This is a genomic window from Stenotrophomonas sp. YJH_SMC_8, assembly GCF_059371315.1.
Genome location: NZ_JCAFUL010000002.1, coordinates 303,112 through 320,678 on the forward strand (window position 1 = coordinate 303,112; position 17,567 = coordinate 320,678).

General features: G+C 67.0%; 18 protein-coding genes. 7 read left to right on the forward strand and 11 right to left on the reverse strand.

The features are described 5' to 3' along the window. Positions 1 to 13 precede the first annotated feature (13 nt). The 6 genes from AC5P88_RS03350 to prmB all read right to left on the reverse strand — a co-directional run bounded on the left by AC5P88_RS03350 (position 14) and on the right by prmB (position 6,757). Positions 14 to 376 carry a VOC family protein gene (locus AC5P88_RS03350; RefSeq protein ID WP_049429540.1) on the reverse strand — a complete coding sequence of 121 codons (363 nt, stop codon included), beginning with the start codon at positions 374 to 376 and terminating at the stop codon, positions 14 to 16. 26 nt (positions 377 to 402) lie between these two features. Further along, on the reverse strand, positions 403 to 2,445 hold the full coding sequence (locus tag AC5P88_RS03355) for a motility hub landmark protein FimV (RefSeq protein WP_495224296.1): 2,043 nt from the start codon (positions 2,443 to 2,445) through the stop codon (positions 403 to 405). A gap of 130 nt (positions 2,446 to 2,575) precedes the next feature. Next, on the reverse strand, positions 2,576 to 3,604 hold the full coding sequence (locus AC5P88_RS03360) for an aspartate-semialdehyde dehydrogenase (RefSeq protein WP_012511725.1): 1,029 nt from the start codon (positions 3,602 to 3,604) through the stop codon (positions 2,576 to 2,578). A 93-nt stretch (positions 3,605 to 3,697) separates the two neighbouring features. Then, a complete protein-coding gene (locus tag AC5P88_RS03365; protein ID WP_106548841.1) occupies positions 3,698 to 4,735 on the reverse strand; it encodes a 2-hydroxyacid dehydrogenase in 1,038 nt (345 codons plus the stop codon). Continuing rightward, the gene (gene aroC, locus AC5P88_RS03370; protein ID WP_099554931.1) at positions 4,728 to 5,831 is read right to left on the reverse strand and encodes a chorismate synthase; all 1,104 of its coding nucleotides are present in this window, start codon (positions 5,829 to 5,831) and stop codon (positions 4,728 to 4,730) included. The genes AC5P88_RS03365 and aroC overlap by 8 nt, the downstream gene beginning before the upstream one ends. Continuing rightward, positions 5,828 to 6,757 (reverse strand): 50S ribosomal protein L3 N(5)-glutamine methyltransferase, encoded by a 930-nt coding sequence (gene prmB / locus AC5P88_RS03375; RefSeq protein ID WP_495224298.1) that lies wholly within the window; start codon positions 6,755 to 6,757, stop codon positions 5,828 to 5,830. Before prmB ends, aroC begins: the two co-directional genes overlap by 4 nt. Positions 6,758 to 6,879: 122 nt before the next feature. Between prmB and AC5P88_RS03380 the strand changes: the two genes are divergently transcribed. Together AC5P88_RS03380 and asd are read left to right on the forward strand one after the other, a co-directional pair. Next, positions 6,880 to 7,530 (forward strand): SCO family protein, encoded by a 651-nt coding sequence (locus AC5P88_RS03380; RefSeq protein WP_106548842.1) that lies wholly within the window; start codon positions 6,880 to 6,882, stop codon positions 7,528 to 7,530. Next, the gene (gene asd, locus AC5P88_RS03385; RefSeq protein ID WP_106548843.1) at positions 7,527 to 8,369 is read left to right on the forward strand and encodes an archaetidylserine decarboxylase; all 843 of its coding nucleotides are present in this window, start codon (positions 7,527 to 7,529) and stop codon (positions 8,367 to 8,369) included. Before AC5P88_RS03380 ends, asd begins: the two co-directional genes overlap by 4 nt. A gap of 129 nt (positions 8,370 to 8,498) precedes the next feature. On the opposite strand, the gene AC5P88_RS03390 is transcribed toward asd, so the two are convergent. Both AC5P88_RS03390 and AC5P88_RS03395 read right to left on the reverse strand, forming a co-directional pair. Further along, on the reverse strand, positions 8,499 to 8,846 hold the full coding sequence (locus tag AC5P88_RS03390) for a ribonuclease E inhibitor RraB (protein WP_111112472.1): 348 nt from the start codon (positions 8,844 to 8,846) through the stop codon (positions 8,499 to 8,501). Positions 8,847 to 8,870: 24 nt separating this feature from the next. Continuing rightward, positions 8,871 to 10,475 carry a transglycosylase SLT domain-containing protein gene (locus AC5P88_RS03395; protein WP_106548845.1) on the reverse strand — a complete coding sequence of 535 codons (1,605 nt, stop codon included), beginning with the start codon at positions 10,473 to 10,475 and terminating at the stop codon, positions 8,871 to 8,873. A gap of 122 nt (positions 10,476 to 10,597) precedes the next feature. On the opposite strand from AC5P88_RS03395, the gene AC5P88_RS03400 reads away from it, so the two are divergent. Together AC5P88_RS03400 and greB are read left to right on the forward strand one after the other, a co-directional pair. Then, complete coding sequence (locus AC5P88_RS03400; protein WP_099554939.1) at positions 10,598 to 12,103, forward strand: helicase HerA-like domain-containing protein; 1,506 nt, start codon at positions 10,598 to 10,600, stop codon at positions 12,101 to 12,103. Between the two features lie 125 nt (positions 12,104 to 12,228). Further along, positions 12,229 to 12,735 carry a transcription elongation factor GreB gene (gene greB, locus AC5P88_RS03405; protein ID WP_111112469.1) on the forward strand — a complete coding sequence of 169 codons (507 nt, stop codon included), beginning with the start codon at positions 12,229 to 12,231 and terminating at the stop codon, positions 12,733 to 12,735. Between the two features lie 157 nt (positions 12,736 to 12,892). On the opposite strand, the gene AC5P88_RS03410 is transcribed toward greB, so the two are convergent. Together AC5P88_RS03410 and rimO are read right to left on the reverse strand one after the other, a co-directional pair. Next, positions 12,893 to 13,729: a DUF3025 domain-containing protein gene (locus tag AC5P88_RS03410; protein ID WP_495224299.1), complete on the reverse strand. Its 837-nt coding sequence runs from the start codon at positions 13,727 to 13,729 to the stop codon at positions 12,893 to 12,895. Continuing rightward, complete coding sequence (gene rimO / locus AC5P88_RS03415) at positions 13,726 to 15,087, reverse strand: 30S ribosomal protein S12 methylthiotransferase RimO (RefSeq protein ID WP_495224300.1); 1,362 nt, start codon at positions 15,085 to 15,087, stop codon at positions 13,726 to 13,728. Before rimO ends, AC5P88_RS03410 begins: the two co-directional genes overlap by 4 nt. A gap of 203 nt (positions 15,088 to 15,290) precedes the next feature. Between rimO and AC5P88_RS03420 the strand changes: the two genes are divergently transcribed. Genes AC5P88_RS03420 through AC5P88_RS03430 form a run of 3 tightly spaced genes read left to right on the forward strand, consistent with a single transcriptional unit; the run spans position 15,291 to position 16,564 of the window. Next, positions 15,291 to 15,962, forward strand: coding sequence for a dienelactone hydrolase family protein (locus tag AC5P88_RS03420; RefSeq protein WP_033834542.1), 672 nt, complete (start codon positions 15,291 to 15,293; stop codon positions 15,960 to 15,962). Then, entirely contained in the window at positions 15,959 to 16,381 is a 423-nt protein-coding gene (locus AC5P88_RS03425) for an HIT domain-containing protein (RefSeq protein WP_106548850.1), read from the forward strand. Before AC5P88_RS03420 ends, AC5P88_RS03425 begins: the two co-directional genes overlap by 4 nt. 15 nt (positions 16,382 to 16,396) lie before the next feature. After that, a complete protein-coding gene (locus tag AC5P88_RS03430) occupies positions 16,397 to 16,564 on the forward strand; it encodes a LiaI-LiaF-like domain-containing protein (protein WP_005410498.1) in 168 nt (55 codons plus the stop codon). Between the two features lie 94 nt (positions 16,565 to 16,658). On the opposite strand, the gene dcd is transcribed toward AC5P88_RS03430, so the two are convergent. Beyond that, positions 16,659 to 17,231 (reverse strand): dCTP deaminase, encoded by a 573-nt coding sequence (gene dcd / locus AC5P88_RS03435; protein WP_005410499.1) that lies wholly within the window; start codon positions 17,229 to 17,231, stop codon positions 16,659 to 16,661. Between the last annotated feature and the right edge of the window lie 336 nt (positions 17,232 to 17,567).

Here is a 17,567-nt window from a genome sequence, read left to right on the forward strand (position 1 = left end):
TATGGGGCGGCGCTCAGGCCGGATCGCGTTCGGACCAGACCGCCAGTTCGTTGCCACCGGGCTCGACGAACTGGAAGCGGCTGCCGCCGGGGAAGGAAAACACCGGCCGCACGATCTCACCGCCAGCGTTGCGCACCGCCGCTTCGACCGGCACCAGCTGGTCGGCATACAGCACCAGCAGCGGTGCGCCGCTGTCGCTGGCCCGCTGGGGCTGGCCGCGGAAGAAGCCCCCTTGCAGGCGGCCATCGTCGAACGCGGTGTAGTCGCTGCCATAGTCGACGAACGACCAGCCGAACACCTTCTCGAAGAAGGCACGGCTGGCGGCCGGGTCGCTGGAGGCGAATTCAACGTAGTCGATGCGGCGCTCGCGGCTCATGGCAGGGTCCTTGTCGGCAGGTTCGGTCACGGCAGGCGGGCCAGCAGTTCGCGGGCCTGGGCCTGGCTGTGCGGATCGCCGCCTTCGGCGACCTCCAGCAGCAGGGTACGCGCGGTCTGCGCGTCGCCCAGGTCCAGGTATGCGATGGCAAGCTCGAGGCGCTCCTGGCCGGCACGCGGCAGCCAGCCGGCATCGCCGTTGTCCGCAGCCGCGCTCGCCGCAGTCTCCTCGGGATGCGACGTGCCGATACCGTCGATTCCGTCATGATGCCTGGCATCAACCGGGAACTCGTTCTGATGCGCTTCGGCCGGCAGATCGAACACGCCGCGGAACTGCGGCTGCTGTTCGGCATGCAGCGCGTAGTCCGGCACCGCCACTTCAGATGGCGTCCCTGGTGCGGCCGGCTCATCCTGTACCGGCGCCTCAACAACATCTTCGCGTGCGGTCGCGGGCTCGTCCCAGCGCGGCAGATCGGTCACCGCCTCGGGCAGTACGACCACGTCTTCGTCGCGCAGCATGTCAGCCTTCCAGTCGGCCTGCACCGCGTGGTCGGCGATCGGATCGAGCGCTGCTTCGGCATGGCCCTCGGGCTCGCTCGCCCAGGCTGGCATCGCCGGTTCCTGGCGGCCGCCATCGGCCACCGCCGACGACCATGAAGACTGCTCGGCCAGCGTGTCCAGTGCCGCACCCGCAGGAACCGCAGCAGCCAGCCCGGCGGCGTCACCCTCTTCGCGCAGCGGGGGCAGCGGCGAAGGCTTGCGACGGCGCAGCAACCAGGCTGCGCCTGCTGCCAGCAGCAGCACCGGCAGGCCCAGCCAGTACCACGGCGTCACTGCATCACGGGAACCCGGCGCCTGTGCCAGACGCTGCTGCGCGGCAGCCAGGTCGTTGTCCTTCATCGCGATCAACGACTGCTGCTGCTCCTTCAGCTTCTCCAGATCGGCCACGCGCTTCTTCAGTTCACCGATCTCGGCATCGCGGGTGGCGATGTCCTCACGCGCCTGGCGCAGTTGTTCGTTGCCCAGCATGTCACCCTCGCTGCCGGCAGCGGTGCCGGTGGTTGTGCCCGCGTGCGCGGCGTCGGACGCCAGCGCCGGAGCGATCTCAAGTCGTGCCCCGTTGGCGGCAGCCGGGGAAGAAGCGTTCGCGGTTGCCGCCCTGGCGGCCGGCGCGACCGCACCCGCTGGTTGCGGCACGGTACGCGCCTGCCGCCATTGCGCAGCGTGCTCGCGCACCAGCGCAGCGGCCTCGGCGGCATCGACAGCGGCAAGCGCATCGCTGCCCGGCATGCGCAGCACCGCGCCCTGCTTGAGCAGATTGACGTTGTCACGGATGAAGGCTTCGGGATTGGCGCGCAGCAGGGCGATCATCGCGCGGTCGCGGCTGACCTGGTTGCCACGCGCCACCGCGCTGGCGATCTGCGACAGGGTCTGACCGCGCTGCACGGTGATGCTGCCGTCGGCCGGCGCTGCCGCAACCGGTGCAGGTTCCGCACGCGGCCGAGCCGGCGTGGCTGCAGGTGCCGCAGCAGGCGCCCGCGATGGCACATCGGGCACCGTTGCAGCAGGCGCGGGTGCCGGCTCGCGCGCGATGGTGTTGGACAGGGTGCCGGCCGGCGCCACGATCTCGGGCTCGGTGACGGCCAGCGCGCTGGACGGCGCATCGACCAGTGCCGAGTACTCGCGCACCAGACGGCCCTGGCCCCAGTCGGCTTCGATCAGGAAGCTCAGCGACGGGGTCTCGACCGGCGCCTGCGAGGTCACCCGCACCACCGCCCTGCCCTGCGCATTGCGGGTCAGCTCGAACTGCAGCTCGCTGACCAGCCCGGTCGGCCGCTGCAGGCCGACGCGTTCGAAGGTAACCGGCGAGGCCAGTGCGACGCGCAGGTTCTCCAGCTCGGACGGGTCAGCCGACACCACCGGGATTTCGGCCAGCAACGGCTGCCCCGGCTTGGACAGGACACGGATGTCCCCCAGGCCCAATGCGAGTGCCGAACTGCTGGCCAGGGCCAGCAGCGCGGTGTAAAGATAGAGGAGCGGGCGCTTTGCGCCCCTGGCCCGTTTATTCATGGGCGACACTATAAAGCGTGCGGACCGGGGTCCGCACCCATGTAGAGCCGAGCACGTGCCCGGCTGCATGGCCTGAGCCAAGCGTGGGTCCGGCCCTGCAGAAAAGGCCGGGCATTGCCCGGCCTCTCCATCAGCGCTGCTCGGCGGCGACCAGCTCGGCCAGCTGCACGGCATTCAACGCCGCGCCCTTGCGCACATTGTCCGACACGATCCACAGGTTCAGGCCGCGCGGATGCGACAGGTCCTCACGGATACGGCCGACATACACCGCATCGGTGCCCGAGGCATGGGTGACCGGAGTCGGATAACCACCGGCTTCATGGCGGTCCACCACTTCAATGCCCGGCGACTGCTCCAGCAGCGCGCGCGCTTCGGCCACGGTGACCTTGTCGCGGGTCTCGATCGCCACCGACTCGGAGTGGCCGTAGAACACCGGCACACGCACCGCGGTCGGGTTCACCAGGATGCTGTCGTCGCCGAGGATCTTGCGGGTCTCCCAGATCAGCTTCATCTCTTCCTTGGTGAAACCGTTGTCCTGGAAGTCATCGATGTGCGGGATCAGGTTGAAGGCGATCTGCACCGGGAAGCGCTGCGGATCGATTTCCTGGAAGCTGAGCAGCTGGCCAGTCTGCTTGCCCAGCTCTTCGGTGGCCGAACGACCACCGCCGGACACCGACTGGTAGGTGGAGACGTTGATGCGCTCGATGCCGTACTTGCGGTGCAGCGGCGCCAGCGCCACCAGCATCTGCATGGTCGAGCAGTTCGGGTTGGCGATGATGCCGCGCGGACGGTTGGCCACCTGTTCCGGATTGACCTCGGACACCACCAGCGGCACGTCATCGTCGTAACGGAAGGCCGAGGAGTTGTCGATCACCACCGCACCGGCAGCGGCGAACTTCGGTGCGTATTCCTTGGACACGCTGCCACCGGCCGAGAACAGCGCGATCTCGACACCGCTCGGATCGAAGGTGGCCAGGTCCTGCACCTTGACCTTCTGGCCGTTGAACTCGATCTCGCCGCCGGCCGAACGTTCCGAAGCGAGGACGCTCAGGGTGCCGACCGGGAAATCACGCTCGGCCAGGATCGACAACATGGTCTCGCCGACCGCACCGGTGGCACCGACGACGGCAACGTGGAAACTGCGCTGTGCATTGCTCATGGGGGAAAACTCTCACGAAAACGGGAATGGGGAAGAAACACGCACGACAGCTGGGTTCGGGGAACCTCCTCAGGCGGGGCGCGCGGAGGCTCCCTATCGTTTCCCGGTTTTTTTGCCCAGGGTCACACGCGCAGCCATGGCCGCGTCAGCGTTGATCGCGCTCGGCATGCACGAGGGTGCGCCATCCAGGCCGAGCCCGGCAACCAGATTATCGACGGCCAGCTGTACCATCGCCGTGCGCGTGGCCAGCGAGGCACTGCCGATATGCGGGGTCAGCACCACATTGCGCAGCGCCAGCAGCTCCGGACGCACCGTCGGCTCGCCCTCGTAGACATCCAGGCCGGCAGCGGCCAGCCGGCCGTGGGCCAGTGCGTCAGCCAGCGCCAGTTCGTCGACGATGCCGCCGCGGGCGATGTTCACCAGGGTGGCTGAGGGCTTCATCTTCGCCAGTGCCGCCGCATCGATGATGTGATGCGAGGCCGACGTGTAGGGCAGTACCGTGACCAGGTGGTCGGACTGCGCCAGCAGCGTGTCCAGGTCCACGTAGGTCGCGCCAAGCGCCGCCTCGGTATCGGCCGGCAACCGCGAACGGTTGTGGTACAGCACCTTCATGCCGAACCCGTGTGCACCGCGGCGTGCGATGCCCTGGCCGATGCGGCCCATGCCGAGGATGCCCAGCGTGCTGCCATGGACATCCGCGCCCAGCATGGTCTGGAACGACCACTGCTGCCACTGGCCTTCGCGCAGCCAGCGCTCGGACTCGGTGATCCGGCGCGCAGTGGCCATCAGCAACGCGAAGCCGAGATCGGCGGTGGTCTCGGTCAGGACGTCCGGCGTGTTGCTGGCGAGGATGCCGGCCGCACTGAGCGCGTCGACATCCAGATTGTTGTAGCCGACGCCGACATTGGCGATCACCTGCAGCTGCGCGGCGCCGGCCACCTGGGCCGCACCGATGCGCTCGTTGAGGGTGATGATCGCGCCGTCGGCGCGGGCCAGCTGATCGGCGATCTGCGCGGGCGTCCAGGCGGTGACGGTGTCGGTGCTGCGCAGCTGTACGCGATCGCGCAACGGCGCGATGGCCGCGTCGATCAGCGGCTGGCTCACCCACACGGTCGGCCGCGTGTCAGCCATCGATCTGCCCGGGAATGCGCGGGGTGATCGTGCCGACATCGCCGCACTGCGCACGATGGCGCAGCGCCTGGTCCATCAGCACCATCGCCACCATCGCCTCGGCGATCGGGGTGGCGCGGATGCCGACACAGGGATCGTGGCGACCAGTGGTGACCACCTCGACCACGTTGCCGGCCGTGTCCAGCGACGGGCCCGGCAGGCGCAGGCTGGAAGTCGGCTTCAGGGCAATCGACGCAACTACCGGCTGGCCGGTGGAGATGCCACCGAGGATGCCGCCGGCATGGTTGCTGGCGAAGCCCTGTGGCGTCAGCAGGTCGCGGTGCTCGGTGCCCTTCTGCGCGGCACTGGCAAAACCATCGCCGATCTCCACACCCTTCACCGCGTTGATGCTCATCAGGGCAGCGGCCAGTTCACCATCGAGCTTGCCGTAGATCGGCTCGCCCCAGCCCGGCGGCACGTTGTCGGCCACCACGTCCACGCGCGCACCGACCGAGTCACCGGACTTGCGCAGCGCATCCATGTACGCCTCCAGCTCGGGCACCTGTGCGGCGTGCGGCCAGAAGAACGGATTGTCTTCCACCGCCGACCAGTCGAAACCGGCCGGGGTGACGTCGCCCAGTTGCGACAGGTAGCCACGCACGGTCACGCCGAAGCGCTCGGCCAGCCACTTCTTGGCGACCACGCCGGCGGCAACGCGCATGGTGGTCTCGCGTGCCGAGGAACGGCCGCCACCGCGCGGGTCACGGATGCCGTACTTGTGCCAGTAGCTGTAGTCGGCATGACCCGGCCGGAACTGCTGGCCGATGTTGGCGTAGTCCTTGCTGCGCTGGTCGGTGTTGCGGATCAGCAGCGCGATCGGGGTGCCGGTGGTCAGGCCCTCGTATACGCCGGACAGGATCTCGACTTCATCGGCCTCGCGCCGCGCCGAGGTGTGGCGGCTCTTGCCGGTAGCGCGACGCTGCAGGTCGTGGGCGAATTCGGCCGCGTCCAGCGCCAGCCCCGGAGGGCAGCCATCGATCACGCAGCCGATGGCCGGCCCGTGCGACTCGCCGAACGTGGTGACGGTGAACAGCTTGCCGAACGAATTGGAGCTCACGGGCGCTGCGCCGCCAGTTCGGTGATGCGCGCGCTGTGGGCGATCAGCTCGCGGCACTCGACCGCGAAGATGCCCATCTGGCCGACCTTGAACTCGATCCAGGCGAAATCGACTTCCGGCAGCAGCTTGATCAGGTGCTGCTCGGATTCGCCCACTTCGCAGATCAGCAGGCCGTCTTCGCTCAGGTGCAGCGGGGCGTCGCGCAGGATCTTCAGCACCAGGTCCAGGCCGTCGTCGCCGGCACGCAGGCCCATTTCCGGCTCGTAGGAGTATTCCTGCGGCAGGGCATCGGTCTCGTCGTTGGTGACGTACGGCGGATTGGTGACGATCAGGTCGTAATGGCGGCCGGTCAGGCCGTTGAACAGATCCGACTTGAGCAGGGTGACATTGTGCGCCTGCAGGCGTTCCTTGTTCTCTTCAGCCAGCGACAGTGCGTCGTCACTGAGGTCGACGCCATCCACTTCCCAGTTCGGGTAGTAGTGGCCCATGGCGATGGCGATGCAGCCCGAACCGGTGCACAGGTCCAGCGCACGGCTGACATCGCGGCCGGCCAGCCACGGCTCGAAACCACATTCGATCAGTTCGGCGATCGGCGAGCGCGGCACCAGGGCGCGCTTGTCGCTCTTGAAACTCAGGCCGGCGAACCAGGCCTCGCCGGTCAGGTAGGCGGCCGGGATGCGTTCGTCGATGCGGCGCTGGAACAGTTCCAGCACGCGCAGCTTCTCGGCCTGCAGCAGGCGCGCCTGGCCGTACGCCGGGCCGAGGTCGTGCGGCAGGTGCAGGCTGTGCAGCACCAGCTGGGTGGCCTCGTCCAGCGAATTGTCGTAGCTGTGACCGAAGGTCAGCCCGGCTTCGTTGAAACGGCTGGTGCCGTAGCGGATCAGATCGATGATCGTGTGGAGTTCGGCGGCCGTTTCAGCGGTCATGGCGGTACTGCGGGCAAAGTGGCCCTCGATTATAGGGGCTGGCGCCCGCGGCGGCATCCGTTGCGGCGGAAACGATCGGGCCGCAGCCGGTATGATGGAGCCCACTTCGCGCGGGGGCACCCATGTTCAATCGCAACGCCGGCATCATCCTGCTGATCGCCCTGGCGGCAGGCCTGGGCCTGCTGGCCGCCCAGCAGGTGTTTGCGCCGAAGCCGCCGGCCAACGCCCCGGCCACCGAAGCGGTCACGCTGTACCCGCAGCCGCGTGAACTGCCCGACTTCAACCTGGCCCAGTCCGACGGCACCCGCCTGATCCCGGGCGAACTGAAGGGCCACTGGACCCTGGTGTTCCTGGGCTTCACCTTCTGCCCGGACGTGTGCCCGACCACCCTGGCCGAACTGGCCGGCGCGCAGAACCAGTGGGAAGCCCTGCCTGACACGCTGCGCCCGCGGGTGCTGTTCATCTCGGTCGACCCCGACCGCGACAGCGCCACGCGGCTGGGCGAGTACGTGCACGGCTTCCACAAGGACACCCTGGCCGCCACCGGCGATGTGCCCTCGCTGGAACGCTTCGCCACCTCGCTGGGCTTCGTGTTCCAGAAGGTGCCGGGCAAGCACTTCGACGAAAACCCCGAGGACTACACCGTCGAGCATTCGGCCAGCCTGGCCGTGCTCGATCCGCAGGGCCGCCTTGCCGGCCTGGTGCGCCCCCCGTTCAATGCGCCGGCCATTGCCCGCGACCTGCAGAAGCTGACCGAGAAAACCGCCCCATGAGCCTCACCACCGCCCTGACGTACGCCCTGCCCCACCGCCTGCTGTCCTCGATGGCGCGTTCGCTGGCGTACTCGGACGATCCGCGCGTGTCGCGCTGGCTGATCGACACGGTCACCCGCAAGTTCAACGTCAATCTGGACGAAGCGGCCAACCCGGACCCGCGCAGCTACGCCACCTTCAACCAGTTCTTCACCCGTGCGCTGAAGCCGGGCGCGCGCGTGGCCGATGCCGATCCGCGCAGCCTGGTGATGCCGGCCGACGGCCGCATCAGCCAGCTGGGGAAGATCGAGGCCGGCCGCATCTTCCAGGCCAAGGGCCAGTCGTTCACCGCCGCCGAGCTGCTGGGCAGCGACGAAGACGCCAAGCCGTACAACGACGGCCTGTACGCCACCGTGTACCTGTCGCCGCGCGATTACCACCGCGTGCACATGCCGTGGACCGGCACCCTGCGCGAGACCGTGCACGTGCCGGGCCGCCTGTTCAGCGTCGGCCCGGCCGCAGTGAACGGCGTGCCGCGCCTGTTCGCCCGCAACGAGCGCCTGGTCTGCCACTTCGACACCAGCTTCGGCCCGATGGTCAGCGTGATGGTCGGCGCACTGCTGGTGTCCGGCGTGGAGACCGTATGGAGCGGTGAGGAGATCCCGGCCTACGGTGACCGCATCACCCGCAAGGATTACCGCGGCCAGGGCATCAAGCTTGAGCGTTTCGCCGAGATGGCGCGCTTCAACTACGGTTCCACCGTGATCGTGCTGCTGCCTCCGGGCGTGGCCGAGTTCGCCCCGCAGCTGGGCGCTGAGAGCCCGGTGCAGCTGGGCCAGGCCCTGGCGAAGCTGCGCTGACCGTAGATCCACGCCATGCGTGGATGAATTCAACGGAATGACGTACTACCGGATCTGTAGAGCCGAGCCCATGCTCGGCTGCCGGCAAAAACAGCCGAGCATGGGCTCGGCTCTACAGCCAGAAACGCGTTACTGCAGGGCCGGGGCCGGGCCGACGTCCATGCCGTCGTAGTCTTCAACGCCCTTCTCCGCGGCCAGCGCCGCGAACTCCTGGTTGCGACGGTCCAGCGAGGCTTCGTCGTGAATCTCCACACGCTCCACATGCAGCACGTGGAACGGCGCGTCGCCCTCTTCCGGCTCCTGCTCGAACAGTTCCACGAAGGTGTAGCCCTGCGCCTGCAGATGGTCAGCCAGCGCCTGCAGTGGCTCAGCGGTGGAATGGACGAAGAAATACCCCCACAGCAACGGGCCGGTGATGTCCCAGTCGGTGTTTTCGCGGAGGTTGGCGAACAGGTTGCGGGTGTCTTCGAGGTCCATGCGGATTCCAGGGGTCGTGGGGGATTACTTGTCGCAGCCCTGCAGCTTCAGCGTCTGGCCGTGGCGCAGGCTGTAGGCCGGGGCTTTCAGGCCGTTGGCGCGGGCCAGGGTCGGCACGTCGCACTGGAACTTCGCCGCAATGGCACCCAGGGTCTCGCCCTTGCCCACCTTGTGGCTGCGTACCGGCTTCGGCCGCGCCGCCGGGCGCGGCGTAGCCACCGGAGCGACCGGCGTGGTCGGCACGCTGGTGGATGCAGCAGCGTCCGCCACCGGCACCACACCACCCACGGCCACGCTGCCGGTGTAGCTGGCGGCGGTCGGGCGGACGATGGCTGCGTTCAGATCGGCGGTGATCAGGGTGCGGGCCAGGTCCGCACGCGGGCCGCTGACGCAGTTGCGCTGGTACAGGCCGGCGATGCGGGTGGTGGCGTTGATCAACGTGCCGGCCGGAATCCAGCCGTCGGCTTCATAGCGCGGGTTGAGGTTGCGCAGCGCGCGCATGTAGCCATCGCGGGTGCCATGGCTGCCCAGGCAGATGGTCAGTTCATAGATGGTGGTGGACTTGGCCAGGCGCAGCGTGGCCGGCTGCGCACTGATCTTCGGGAACTCCACGCCGTACTGCTGCGGGTGCAGGAAGATCCACGCCGCGGCGATCACCATCGGCACGTAGTCCTTGGTCTCGCCGGGGAACTGGTTGTAGACGCTGTCGGTCCAGAAGCTCTGCCCGCCGCTCTGCTTGAACACGCGCGCCGCACGGCCTTCACCACCGTTGTAGGCGGCCACCGACATTTCCACGTTGTTGTTCAGTTCGCGCAGGCGTTCGTTGAGATAGCTGGCGCTGGCCTCGGCGGCGCTGCGTGCATCGAAGCGCGTATCGAAGCCGGTGCCGTCCGGGCCGAGGCCGAAGCGGCGGCCGGTGGCCGGCATGAACTGCATCAGGCCCGCCGCGCCCGCGCGCGAGGAGGCATGCACGCGGCCGTTGGATTCCTTGGCCATGATGCCGAACAGCAGCGCCTCGGGCAGGCCGCGCTTTTCCCACTCCGGCCACATCACCGCGCGCAGGTTCTGGTAGTTCTCGTAGCTGGTCAGCAACGCCGGGCGCATGTCGGTCAGCCAGCGGCGGATGCCGGCCTGCACGGCCGGGTTGTACTCGACCATGGTGTCGAAGGCATGCCGCTTGTCGTTGAGCAGCGCGGCGGCGCGGGCGGCCTCGGGCACATCGGCGGTGAGCGGGCCGATATGGTCGGGGTCGGCTTCCAGGCGGTCACCACTCTCGTCGGTCACCTCATCGCTGCCCGCCGCATCGGCGTCGTGCTTGAGCAGGCGCTTGTAGCTGGCCAGCAGGGTGCCCATCTGGCAGCCCTTCTGCTTCACGCAGTCATTGAGGACGTCTTCCATGTCCTCCAGCGCGGCATCGGCCTCGTTGCTGCCCTTCGGGTCGGAATTGGCGACCAGCAACAGGGCGTCGCTGTAGCGCTTCTCGGCGGCGGTCATGCGCTGCTGCAGCGCATCCACCTTCACCTTGTCCCGGGCCGAAACCCGCTGCGCATGGGCGTCGGGCGCCAGGGAAACCAGGCCGGCCAGGGCCAGCAGCGGCCAACCACGGGAAATCAGGACAGGAACGGGCATTGATGGCACTGTGTGCGAAACAGGCAGGCAGAGTAGCGGCGCCGCCAAGGTCCGGGCAAGCCGACCTTCGGCCCGTCACCGCCGGCGGTTAACATTGGGCTATTCACCACAAGGGCTGGACCATGGATCCGATTCTGCTCGGCAAAGGCATTACCGACGATATTGCCGTCACCCTGCTGCCGAAACTCGGCAACCGCCACGGCCTGGTGGCCGGCGCCACCGGTACCGGCAAGACGGTGACCCTGATGACCCTGGCCGAGGGCTTCTCGCGGCTGGGCGTTCCGGTGTTCCTGGCCGATGTGAAGGGCGATGTGTCCGGCCTGGCCGTGCCTGGCACCGGCGCCGAGAACCTGCTGCAGCGCGCCGCCGAGATCGGCGTGGCGGACTATGCGCCGGCCGCCAGCCCGACCATTTTCTGGGATCTGTACGGCAAGCTCGGCCACCCGGTGCGCACCACGGTCAGCGAGATGGGCCCGACCCTGCTGTCGCGCATCCTCGAATTGAACGATACCCAGGCCGGCGTGCTCGACATCGTCTTCAAGCTGGCCGACGACCGTGGCCTGCTGCTGCTGGACATGGACGATCTGCGTGCCCTGCTCGGCCTGGTGGCCGAGGAGCGCAAGGACATCTCCACCGAGTACGGCCTGGTCAGCGCGCAGTCGATCGCCGCGATCCAGCGCTCGGTGCTGCGCCTGGCACAGGACGGCGGCGAGAATTTCTTCGGCGAACCGGCACTGGAACTGGCCGACATCATGCGGGTCAATCACGACGGCCGCGGCATGATCGGCATCCTTGCCGCCGACCAGCTGGTGCTCAAGCCCAAGCTGTATTCGACCTTCCTGCTGTGGCTGCTGTCGGAACTGTTCGAGCAGCTGCCGGAAGTGGGCGACCTGGACAAGCCGAAGCTGGTCTTCATCTTCGACGAAGCGCACCTGCTGTTCGACGACGCGCCCGCGTCGCTGGTGCAGCGCATCGAGCAGGTGGTTCGACTGATCCGCTCCAAGGGCGTGGGCGTGTACTTCTGCTCGCAGTTCCCCGATGACGTGCCGGGCAACATCCTCGGCCAGCTGGGCAACCGCGTGCAGCACGCGCTGCGCGCCTTCACCCCGCGCGACCAGAAGGCGGTAAAGACCGCTGCCGAGACCTTCGTGCCGAACCCGAAGCTGGACGTGGCCAAGGTGCTGAGCCAGCTCGGCACCGGCGAGGCGCTGGTGTCCACGCTGCAGGACAAGGGCGTGCCGATGCCGGTGCAGCAGACGATGATCGCGCCGCCGCGCTGCCGGATGGGGCCGATCACCGACGCCGAGCGTGCGCAGGTACGTGCCGGAAGCCCGGTCGGCAGCCGCTACGACACCGCGATCAACCGCGAATCGGCCGCCGAACTGCTGGCCCAGCGCGCGCAGAAGGCGGTCGAGAAGGCCGAGGCACCTGCCGCGCGCAGTCGCGAGCAGGACGAGGCGCAGGAGGGAGGCTTCGGCCAGTCCATCAAGGATGCGATTTTCGGTACCAAGCGCCGCCAGGGCATGATCGAGACCATGGCCAAGCAGACCACGCGTACCGTCGGCACCAAGCTGGGCAACCAGATCGTGCGCGGCATCCTGGGTGGCATTTTCGGCGGCAAGCGCTGAGATCGCTTCGTGGGGTCAGAGCCCTTTCCGTGGGAAAGGGCTCTGACCCCGGGGTCGGATCCCTTCCGCAAGGAAGGGCTCCGACCCCTCTCCCCCTTCGTCATCCTGAAAAGAAGTCGTACTGCATGTCCCGTTGGCGTCCACCCGCAGAAAAAAGCACCGCCCTGATCACCGCCTCCGGCCATGCCCGATTGAAAGCCGAACTGGATGAGCTGTGGCGCGTGCGCCGCCCGGAGGTGGTGAAGGCACTGGCCGCCGCTGCCGCGGAAGGCGATCGTTCCGAGAACGCCGAATACACCTATCGCAAAAAGCAGCTGGGCGAGATCGACCGCCGCGTGCGCTACCTGACCAAGCGGCTGGAATCGCTGCGCGTGGTCGATACCACGCCAACCGATCCGCAGGCGGTGTTCTTCGGTGCGTGGGTGGAGCTGGAGAACGTGGACAGCGGCGACACCAGCCGCTATCGCATCGTCGGACCGGATGAGACCGACGCCGGACTGGGTTGGATCAGCATCGATTCGCCGCTGGCGCGTGCGCTGCTGAAGAAGCGGCTGGATGACGAGTTTTCAGTGGAGCTGCCCGGCGGCCAGTTCACCTTCGCGGTGATCAGCGTGGAATACGAGCGGATGTAGAGTCGACTGTCAGTCGACTACCGCGCGAAGCGCGGCACAAACCTCCGCCGCCGGACGGCAAACGCGCCGCGATCCCCATCGCGGTTGATGACTCACCGAAGCCATCTGTCAAGCGTTCATGACATCGGAACGAAGCGCAGTCGACTGACAGTCGACTCTACAGGGCCATGTGCAACGGCGGCGGGTACTGACGCCCGGCACGCAGCGGGCGGAAGTAATCGGCGTTGGCGTAGAAGGCGGCATCCTGCCGTTCATGCCAGCCCGGAATGCCCGCCAGGGGCAGCGGTCGCAGCTGCAACGGATCGGTCAGCGCCCGGCCCTCGCGGATGGCCACGGCGACCTCGGCGATACAGGCGTCGTCATCGTCGCCCTGCACCACCACACACTTGCCGACCAGCAGGCGGCCTGGCAGCAGCGCCTGTTCCATCAGCGCATGACCGAACACCGTCGCGATGGCCACAGCACCAGTTCGCCAATGCGTCGGTTCAAACAGCGTCGGCCACGCGTGCGCATCCCAGGCCGCCAGCACCGCCTCATCGCGCACGCGCACGATCACGCCGGTTTCATCAAACTGGGTCAGCGCCGCCTGTGCGCGATTGCGCTGGCCGGGCGGCATGGCATCGATATGCAGGCACTGCTGTGCGTTGAGTGCCTGCTTCAGCTGCGGGTGGCATGCCCACACCAGCGCATTGAACAGGTCATGCCAGTTGCCGGCACGGGTGGCGATATGCCCCTGCGCGATGCGCGCTTCGTAATGCAGGCCGTCGGCCAGCAGCGCGGCATCCTGTTCCACCAGGCGCTTGCCGGGAAACGCGAGCCGCGCATCAAGCGCAGCAATGGACGGCCATGCTGCATCGTCCAGCAGATCACGGAAGTCCTGCAAGCCGGCAAACAGCGGATGTTCAAACACCTGCAGATCGACCGTCGCACGCGGCGGCGGCACGAAGCGCCGGGAACCGCCGCCGTCGCCAGCGGCGGTCGTCGTTGCGGTCACAGCACCTTGAGGTCGAACGCCGGGCGGCCCGCAGCCGCCAGCGCATCGCCGTACAGGTCGTGCTCGTCGCTCTCGGTGATCTCCACGTCGACGAATTCGCCCACGCGCAGCGGCACCTGGTCGGCATTCTGGATGTGCACCAGACCGTCGATCTCCGGTGCATCGGCCTTGGAGCGGGCTACGGCGATATCGCCTTCGATGGCATCGACCAGGCACTGCTGCACGGTGCCGATCTTCGCTTCCAGGCGCGCGGCGGAAATCTGCGCCTGCTTCTCCATGAAACGGGCCAGGCGTTCCTGCTTCACTTCTTCCGGCACAGCGTCGGGCAGGTCGTTGGCGGTTGCGCCCTCGACCGGCGAGTAGGCGAACGCACCGACGCGATCCAGCTGTGCCTCATCCAGGAACGACAGCAATTCTTCGAACTCGGTCTCGGTCTCGCCCGGGAAGCCGACGATGAAGGTCGAACGCACGGTGATGTCCGGCGCGATGCGGCGCCAGTTCTGCACGCGCTCCAGGGTCTTCTCGACCGCGCCGGGGCGCTTCATCAGGCGCAGGATGCGCGGGCTCGCGTGCTGGAAGGGAATGTCCAGGTACGGCAGGATGCGGTTCTCGGCCATCAGCGGCACCACCTCGTCCACGTGCGGGTACGGGTAGACGTAATGCATGCGCACCCACGCATCGAGTTCGGACAGGCCTTCGCACAATGCCTTCAGTCGGGTCTGGTAGGCCTTGTTGCGCCACATCTTCTCGGCGTACTTCACGTCCACGCCGTAGGCCGAGGTGTCCTGCGACACCACCAGCAGCTCACGCACGCCGCCGCGCACCAGGCGCTCGGCTTCACGCAGCACCTCATCAACCGGGCGCGAGACCAGCTTGCCGCGCATCGACGGAATGATGCAGAAGCTGCACTTGTGGTTGCAGCCTTCGGAAATCTTCAGGTAAGCGTAGTGGCGCGGGGTCAGCTTGATGCCGTAGTCGGGCACCAGGTCCACGAACGGATCGTGCTTGGGCGGCAGCGCTTCGTGCACCGCCTCCATCACGCTCTGGTAGTCCTGCGGGCCGGACACCGCCAGCACGTTCGGGTACGCCTCGCGGATCTGCTCCGGGCGCTTGCCCAGGCAGCCGGTGACGATGACCTTGCCGTTCTGGTTCATCGCCTCGCCGATCGCGTCCAGCGACTCGGTCACCGCCGAATCGATGAAGCCACAGGTGTTGACCACCACCACGTCGGCCGAGTCGTAGGACGGAACGATGTCGTATCCCTCGGACCGCAACTGGGTGAGGATGCGCTCGGAATCGACGAGGGCCTTCGGGCAGCCAAGGCTGACGAAGCCGACTTTGGGGTTCAGCTGGGACATGGAATCGCGGGACTCTGGGGGCCTGGGCCCCTGCCGGCATGGCAGGGGTTCCTGGGGGCCGGGGCCTGAAAGGGCGCCAGTATACCGGGGTTGGCGGCCTCGCTCTGAACGGCCAGCCGCCCGATCACGCACAGCCGCTGACACCGCGCTAACCCGCACAGCACCGACAATGCAGCCCTGTTCCCTGCAACGAGGTACAAGCGATGGCCGAGTGGATCACCCTGGATACGCACCACGGCGCGGTACGGGCCTGGCAGGCACTCCCCGAGGGCACCGCGCGCGGCGGGCTGGTGGTGGTGCAGGAAATCTTCGGCGCCAACCCGCATATCCGCAGCGTGGCCGAGCGCTTCGCCGCCGAAGGCTATGCGGTGCTGGCACCTTCGTTCTTCGACCTGGTCGATGGACCCGAGGCCGATCCGGATGCCCTGCCCTACGACGCCGACGGGGTGAAGCAGGGCCTGGAACGGGTGGCCGCGCTGGGCATGGAACGGGCGCTGGAAGTGGTCCGCGCGGCGGCCACCCGCCTGGCCCCCTACGGCAAGGTCGGCACCGTCGGCTACTGCTGGGGCGGTACGGTGGCGATGCTGTCCGCAGTACGCCTGGGCCTGCCTTCTGTCAGCTACTACGGTGCGCGCAATGTCCAGTTCCTCGATGAGACGCCGAAGGCGCCGGTGATCTTCCACTTCGGCGCCCAGGACAGGAGCATCCCGCCGGAGGCCGTCCAGGCCCACCGCGAAAAGCTGCCGCAGATGGCAACCTTCGTCTATCCGGCCGACCACGCCTTCAACCGGGAGGTCGGACATGCGTATGATCCAGACAGCGCCGCCCTGGCGCTGCAACGCACCCTGGACTTCTTCTCGGAGCATCTTGGATGAGCGAATTCGAACTCGATTCACGCCTGGCCACCGATAGCGTGCTGGTGGCCGAAGGACCGTTGTCGCAAGTGCGGCTGATGAACGACGAACGATTCCCGTGGCTGGTACTGGTACCGCGCCTGGCCGGGGTCACCGAGTGGATCGAGCTGGACGGCGAGCAGCAGGACAAGCTGCGCACCGAGCTCAACCGCGCCTGCAAGGCGCTGAAGGGCTCCGACGGGGTGGAGAAGATCAACATCGGTGCACTGGGCAACATCGTGCGCCAGCTGCACTTCCACGTGATCGGCCGCCATGACGGTGATCCGGCCTGGCCGGGCCCGGTCTGGGGCAGCGGTCCCGCGCACCGCTACGAAGCGGCCGCACTGGACCAGCATGTCGCCTACTGGAAGGAACGGCTAGGATATCCGGCCCACTCCTGAGCCTTCGCCGACCCGATGCGATTCAACCTCGTTGCCGCCATCCTGCTGATCCTGATCGGCCTGTTCATGCTCGCCAGCAACCTCGGCTGGACGCACCTGAACCTGTCCAAGCTGCTGCTGACCTGGTGGCCGGTGGCGCTGGTGGGTGTCGGCATCGCAATGCTGTTCGGCCGCGGGAAGTAAGGTAGCGCCCGGCCATGCCCGGCGAACGCACCGCGTGACCCATGCGAAAACGCCGGGCATGCCCGGCGTTTTCGTCATGCGATGACGCGGGCGATCAGGTCCGCGGCAGGGTCACGCCGGTCTGGCCCTGGTACTTGCCGCCACGATCGCGGTACGACGTCTCGCAGATGTCATCGGCCGCGGCCTGGAAGAACAGCATCTGCGCGACGCCCTCATTGGCATAGATGCGCGCCGGCAGCGGCGTGGTGTTGCTGAACTCCAGGGTGACGTGGCCTTCCCATTCCGGTTCCAGCGGGGTCACGTTGACGATGATGCCGCAGCGCGCATAGGTGCTCTTGCCCAGGCACACCACCAGGGTGTCGCGGGGGATGCGGAAGTACTCCACGGTGCGCGCCAGCGCGAAGCTGTTCGGCGGGATGATGCACTCGTCGGCAGTGATGTCGACGAAGCTTCCCGAGTCGAAATGCTTGGGATCGACGATGGTCGAGTTGATGTTGGTGAACACCTTGAACTCACGCGAGCAGCGCACGTCGTAACCGTAGCTGGACGTGCCATAGCTGACGATGCGCTCGCCGTTGGCCTGCTTGACCTGCCCTGCCTCGAACGGCTCGATCATGCCGTGCTGCTCGGACATGCGGCGGATCCAACGGTCACTCTTGATGCTCATGCTCTGTCCTGTTGAACGAGGGGGAAACGGGCTGCGCCCGAGGCGGCGATTCTACAGGTGGCCTCCCTGTGGCGGCCATGCTTGCTCCTCGGCCCAGCGAGCCACTTCATGGCACCGCGCGCAAGATCGATGCCCCACAATCGTGAATAACAAATGAGACTTATCGTCGCAATATTGATCACTTAGCATACATTTGTGTCACTTTCAATCATCTCGTCAGACACGAAACAAACCGAAATAAAAAATAAAATATCTTTTAATTCAACAACCTGAGATCATTTTTCAGCGCTTCGCGATTCATGAGCGCCAGATGAACATTGCGCGAGAAAAACTTCA

Excerpts from the sequence above, each read along its gene's own strand:
- AC5P88_RS03350 (WP_049429540.1), bottom strand. The coding sequence starts at position 376 with ATGAGCCGCGAGCGCCGCATCGACTACGTTGAATTCGCCTCCAGCGAC.
- AC5P88_RS03355 (WP_495224296.1), bottom strand. The coding sequence starts at position 2,445 with ATGAATAAACGGGCCAGGGGCGCAAAGCGCCCGCTCCTCTATCTTTAC.
- AC5P88_RS03360 (WP_012511725.1), bottom strand. The coding sequence starts at position 3,604 with ATGAGCAATGCACAGCGCAGTTTCCACGTTGCCGTCGTCGGTGCCACC.
- AC5P88_RS03365 (WP_106548841.1), bottom strand. The coding sequence starts at position 4,735 with ATGGCTGACACGCGGCCGACCGTGTGGGTGAGCCAGCCGCTGATCGAC.
- prmB (WP_495224298.1), bottom strand. The coding sequence starts at position 6,757 with ATGACCGCTGAAACGGCCGCCGAACTCCACACGATCATCGATCTGATC.
- AC5P88_RS03380 (WP_106548842.1), top strand. The coding sequence starts at position 6,880 with ATGTTCAATCGCAACGCCGGCATCATCCTGCTGATCGCCCTGGCGGCA.
- asd (WP_106548843.1), top strand. The coding sequence starts at position 7,527 with ATGAGCCTCACCACCGCCCTGACGTACGCCCTGCCCCACCGCCTGCTG.
- AC5P88_RS03390 (WP_111112472.1), bottom strand. The coding sequence starts at position 8,846 with ATGGACCTCGAAGACACCCGCAACCTGTTCGCCAACCTCCGCGAAAAC.
- AC5P88_RS03395 (WP_106548845.1), bottom strand. The coding sequence starts at position 10,475 with ATGCCCGTTCCTGTCCTGATTTCCCGTGGTTGGCCGCTGCTGGCCCTG.
- AC5P88_RS03400 (WP_099554939.1), top strand. The coding sequence starts at position 10,598 with ATGGATCCGATTCTGCTCGGCAAAGGCATTACCGACGATATTGCCGTC.
- greB (WP_111112469.1), top strand. The coding sequence starts at position 12,229 with ATGTCCCGTTGGCGTCCACCCGCAGAAAAAAGCACCGCCCTGATCACC.
- rimO (WP_495224300.1), bottom strand. The coding sequence starts at position 15,087 with ATGTCCCAGCTGAACCCCAAAGTCGGCTTCGTCAGCCTTGGCTGCCCG.
- AC5P88_RS03420 (WP_033834542.1), top strand. The coding sequence starts at position 15,291 with ATGGCCGAGTGGATCACCCTGGATACGCACCACGGCGCGGTACGGGCC.
- AC5P88_RS03425 (WP_106548850.1), top strand. The coding sequence starts at position 15,959 with ATGAGCGAATTCGAACTCGATTCACGCCTGGCCACCGATAGCGTGCTG.
- AC5P88_RS03430 (WP_005410498.1), top strand. The coding sequence starts at position 16,397 with ATGCGATTCAACCTCGTTGCCGCCATCCTGCTGATCCTGATCGGCCTG.
- dcd (WP_005410499.1), bottom strand. The coding sequence starts at position 17,231 with ATGAGCATCAAGAGTGACCGTTGGATCCGCCGCATGTCCGAGCAGCAC.